Source organism: Pseudomonas sp. HY7a-MNA-CIBAN-0227, assembly GCF_040310325.1.
Classification (GTDB): domain Bacteria; phylum Pseudomonadota; class Gammaproteobacteria; order Pseudomonadales; family Pseudomonadaceae; genus Aquipseudomonas.
In genome coordinates this window covers 1-296 of sequence record NZ_JBEOPT010000065.1, presented here as the reverse complement: position 1 = coordinate 296, position 296 = coordinate 1, and the positions used below count along the sequence as shown (strand labels likewise).

Genomic DNA, 296 nt, shown 5'->3' with positions numbered 1-296 from the left:
CGATACGCCTGAGGCGTCACTGACAAGGCCCGCAGAAAGCTGCGGCGCAAAGTCTCTTCACAGCCAAAACCGCATTGCATGGCGATACGTTTGATGGAGGTGGTGCTGTCTGCCAGTTGCCGGCGTGCGTTTTCGACGCGGATCAGTTCCACGGCGCGTGCCGGGGTTTGGCCGGTCTCGGTGCGGTAGTGGCGCACAAAGCTGCGCTCGCTCATGCCAGCCTGGGCCGCCAGGGTGGCGATGCTTAACTCCAGCGTCAGGTTATCGGCGATCCAGGCATGCAGCTCGGCAAAGCG

The 296-nt window shown here is 62.8% G+C and carries 1 protein-coding gene; it reads right to left on the bottom strand.

Features of this window, described 5'->3' with window-relative positions:
• Nucleotides 1-296 (bottom strand): helix-turn-helix domain-containing protein (locus tag AAEZ06_RS26985; RefSeq protein ID WP_350617132.1); only part of this gene is annotated, 296 nt, incomplete at both ends.